The sequence below is a fragment of the Martelella sp. genome, assembly GCF_984369615.1.
In genome coordinates this window covers 1-2,958 of record NZ_CFHTCS010000455.1, presented here as the reverse complement: position 1 = coordinate 2,958, position 2,958 = coordinate 1, and the positions used below count along the sequence as shown (strand labels likewise).

At 62.1% G+C, this 2,958-nt stretch carries 5 protein-coding genes; all 5 read left to right on the top strand.

The window, feature by feature from the left end; all coding sequences use genetic code 11:
• A partial coding sequence (locus AC5DC2_RS22105; protein ID WP_491700043.1) for an XkdW family protein occupies positions 1-564 on the top strand: 564 nt, incomplete at its 5' end.
• 4 nt (positions 565-568) lie between these two features.
• Positions 569-835 (top strand): hypothetical protein, encoded by a 267-nt coding sequence (locus AC5DC2_RS22100; protein ID WP_491700042.1) that lies wholly within the window; start codon positions 569-571, stop codon positions 833-835.
• A 3-nt stretch (positions 836-838) separates the two neighbouring features.
• Positions 839-1,975 carry a phage head spike fiber domain-containing protein gene (locus tag AC5DC2_RS22095; protein ID WP_491700041.1) on the top strand — a complete coding sequence of 379 codons (1,137 nt, stop codon included), beginning with the start codon at positions 839-841 and terminating at the stop codon, positions 1,973-1,975.
• Positions 1,968-2,324 carry a hypothetical protein gene (locus AC5DC2_RS22090; RefSeq protein WP_491700040.1) on the top strand — a complete coding sequence of 119 codons (357 nt, stop codon included), beginning with the start codon at positions 1,968-1,970 and terminating at the stop codon, positions 2,322-2,324. Before AC5DC2_RS22095 ends, AC5DC2_RS22090 begins: the two co-directional genes overlap by 8 nt.
• 60 nt (positions 2,325-2,384) lie before the next feature.
• Positions 2,385-2,958 (top strand): lysozyme (locus AC5DC2_RS22085; RefSeq protein ID WP_491700039.1); only part of this gene is annotated, 574 nt, incomplete at its 3' end.

Sequence of the window (2,958 nt, the reverse complement as noted above, 5' to 3'; positions counted from 1 at the left end):
CTGGCCTATCCCGAAGCGGAACCGGGAAAAGACTTCCGCACCGGCCATATTGTCGATGACGACACCGGCGCGCGCGTCGGTTCGGCCGTGATCCTCGACTGGCAGGTCGATGCCGCCTTTCCGACGCCGGATGATCTCCATGAGCTGGTTGATGCGCATCGCGATGCGGTCGAAGTCTTTGTCGATGAGCGCAAAGCCCGCGGCCTGCGCCATGCCGTCGATGCCGAGCGGGATCGCCGGATCGCGGCGGGCTTTGTCTTCAACGGCGTTCTGTATCAGTCCCGGGCGGAAGACCGGGAGAACATCGCCGGCGCGGCAACGGCCGCCCTTGGCGCCATGATCGACGGCGCGGCGGCCGGCGATTATCGCTGGCATGGCGGCGACAGTGATTTTGTCTGGATCGCCGCCGACAACAGCACGCACAAGATGGATGCGGCGACCCTCTATGCGTTCGGTCAGGCGGCCCTTGCCCACAAACAGGCGCATATCTTTGCCGCCCGGGCGCTGAAGGATCTGTCTTCGGTCCCGGCGGACTTCGCCTCAGACAGACACTGGCCGGAGTAAGACCATGCCATCCCTGACAATTGGAACAAGCCTCGCGGCCACGCGGCCGCCGGGGCGTGGGCGCTGGTGGGCGTCCGCCGCCTTTGCGGCCGCCGACGCCGACATAAGCCTGACGCTCGGCCCGGCCGCCATTCTGGATTTTGGCGGCAACCGCTATGCGACGATCGAGGGCTGGTGGGAACTGCCGGCTTATGCGGCGGGCGATGCCGACGGAATCGGCAGATCGCCGGCCGCCATTCTTGACTTTTCCTCTGACAGATATGCGAGGTGAACCATGCGAAACGCTGGCTTTGCGGAGATGATTGATTTTAGCCGGCCCGGCTCGGCGACCTATGTCGATGCCGATGGTCTGATCAGGATCGCGGCGGCAGACGTGCCGCGCTTTGACCATACCAACGGGCGGCGGCAGTTGTTGCTGGAGGGACCGGCGACAGGGTTATGCGGCGCTGAGACCAATCCAAGACTATGGCTCAACATCGGAACAACAGTCAGTAATGTTGTCACGCCATTTGGCGCTCTCGATAAGGCTGTCTCTGTTCAAAGTGGCGGCGAAACCTGGCACAGGCGTTCAATTCTTGCTGAGGGCAACTTCGACGTCGGCGACCGGTTTACGATGCAATGGATCGTAAAGTTCGGCTCGAGCAATTCGATGAGGTTTTCGGTCCGCAATCAGGATCTTGCAGTTGAGTCGTATGTGAATATCAACTCAAGTGGATCTTCTTTCGTAGGCCTTGATCAGGCGGGGCCGCTTTCGGCGATCAAAGTCGAAGAGTTGTCTGACGGGGTTCTTCGGGTCTTCGTGACAGTCACACTTTCGGGTGCGGCCACGTCCGTACAATTAGGTGCAGGACCTAATTCCAGCACGGTTGGAGCGAACATGATCCTGTACGCAGGGCAGTTTGAGGTAGGCGAATTCTCTTCATCGCTGATCTACAACGACGCTTCGGGGTCCGTCACCCGCCCTGCTGACAAAGCACAACTGACAGAGCCGGTTGCCGCGTTGTTGAGGCGTGATGAGGTCAGTCTTTTGGTGCAGGGGCAGGGTTTCCAAGGCGAAGGCGGGCGTATTGTTGGCGATGGCTCGTCGCGTCGCATTGTCGGCTTTGGCACCAGCGAGACGGCGATCTACGCCGGAAACGCCAACGCCGTAACGATCGGAGAGGCCGCGCGCCCACTGCCGGCTTTTGGCATCGCGGTTGCCAACAGCATTCCCGACAGCGCCAAACGGGGAAGCTTCAACAGCGAAGCCGTGGTGAGCAACGCTTTCCCGCTCGATAGCGGTTTCGAAGAGGTTTTTCTCGGGCGGGATGGTGCCGGGCGGTTTGCCCCCGGTTGGTTCGACAAGATTGTCATCTGGCCTTTCCGCATGACGGATGAGGACCTTCAAACAAAGGCGGAGCCCTATGCGTGATGTGTTCCTGAAGTTTGCCGACCATGCCGAAGCGTGGGCGGTACTCGCCGGCGCGGGCATGACGGTTCCAGCCGGAGAAGGGGACGAAACCCGTCTTACCTATCGCGATACCGGACTGCCGGCGGGCATGCTGGCGCTCAAGCCCGTGGGTGCGGTCTGCGACGGTCTTGTCTATGCACCGACCGGCAAGACCGTAACCGGTGGCGACGGCATCGCCTATCCGGAGGTGGCGGCCGTCGGGGGCTACCACGTCAATCTCCGTCTGGCCGACGGCGCGGCGTTGCCGGCAGAACTGGCGGCCCATGTGGTCGCGCCGGAACCGGCAACGCCGGCCGAACGCTTTGCCTGATCATTTGTCGGCCTGATGTAATGCCGGCCTGACCGGCGAACACTCCAAGGGAAAATCAAAATGGAAATCACCACGGTCTCTGAACCGGGGGCAGCCTTCGTGCGCGGTCACGAGGGCGCGCCCACTCTTGCCTATCTCGATCCGACCGGCACACCGACGCTCTTTGCCGGCTTCACCATGAACTCGCCCTATTGCCGGCTGGAACTGGCAAAGATCGGGATCACGCGGATCGTCCCCGGCAAGACCAGGATCTCGGTTGAGGACGGCGACCGGATCTTCCGCGCCGTTCTCAATCAGGGCTATGCAAAGGAAGTGGTTGCCCATTCGCCAGCGGATCGGACGCAGTATCAGCTCGATGCCGCAACCAGCGCCGCTTACAATCTCGGCGGCCGCGTGGTCAGCAAATGGCGCTTCGGCACGCTCTGGCGCGCCGGCAAGCTGAAGGCGGCCGCTGATTATCTGGCCACGCATTACAATACCTCGAAGGGCAAGCGCCTGCCCGGGCTTGTGCGCCGGCGCCGGGAAGAGGCGCTGCTGTTCGAACAGGGCATCTATACCGGTGTGGATGTCGCCGCGCCCGAAGGCGTTCCGCGAAAGGTCACAGACACCGCACCGGAAACCGGCGATCCCGTCG

Excerpts from the sequence above, each read along its gene's own strand:
- AC5DC2_RS22095 (WP_491700041.1), top strand. The coding sequence starts at position 839 with ATGCGAAACGCTGGCTTTGCGGAGATGATTGATTTTAGCCGGCCCGGC.
- AC5DC2_RS22090 (WP_491700040.1), top strand. The coding sequence starts at position 1,968 with ATGCGTGATGTGTTCCTGAAGTTTGCCGACCATGCCGAAGCGTGGGCG.
- AC5DC2_RS22100 (WP_491700042.1), top strand. The coding sequence starts at position 569 with ATGCCATCCCTGACAATTGGAACAAGCCTCGCGGCCACGCGGCCGCCG.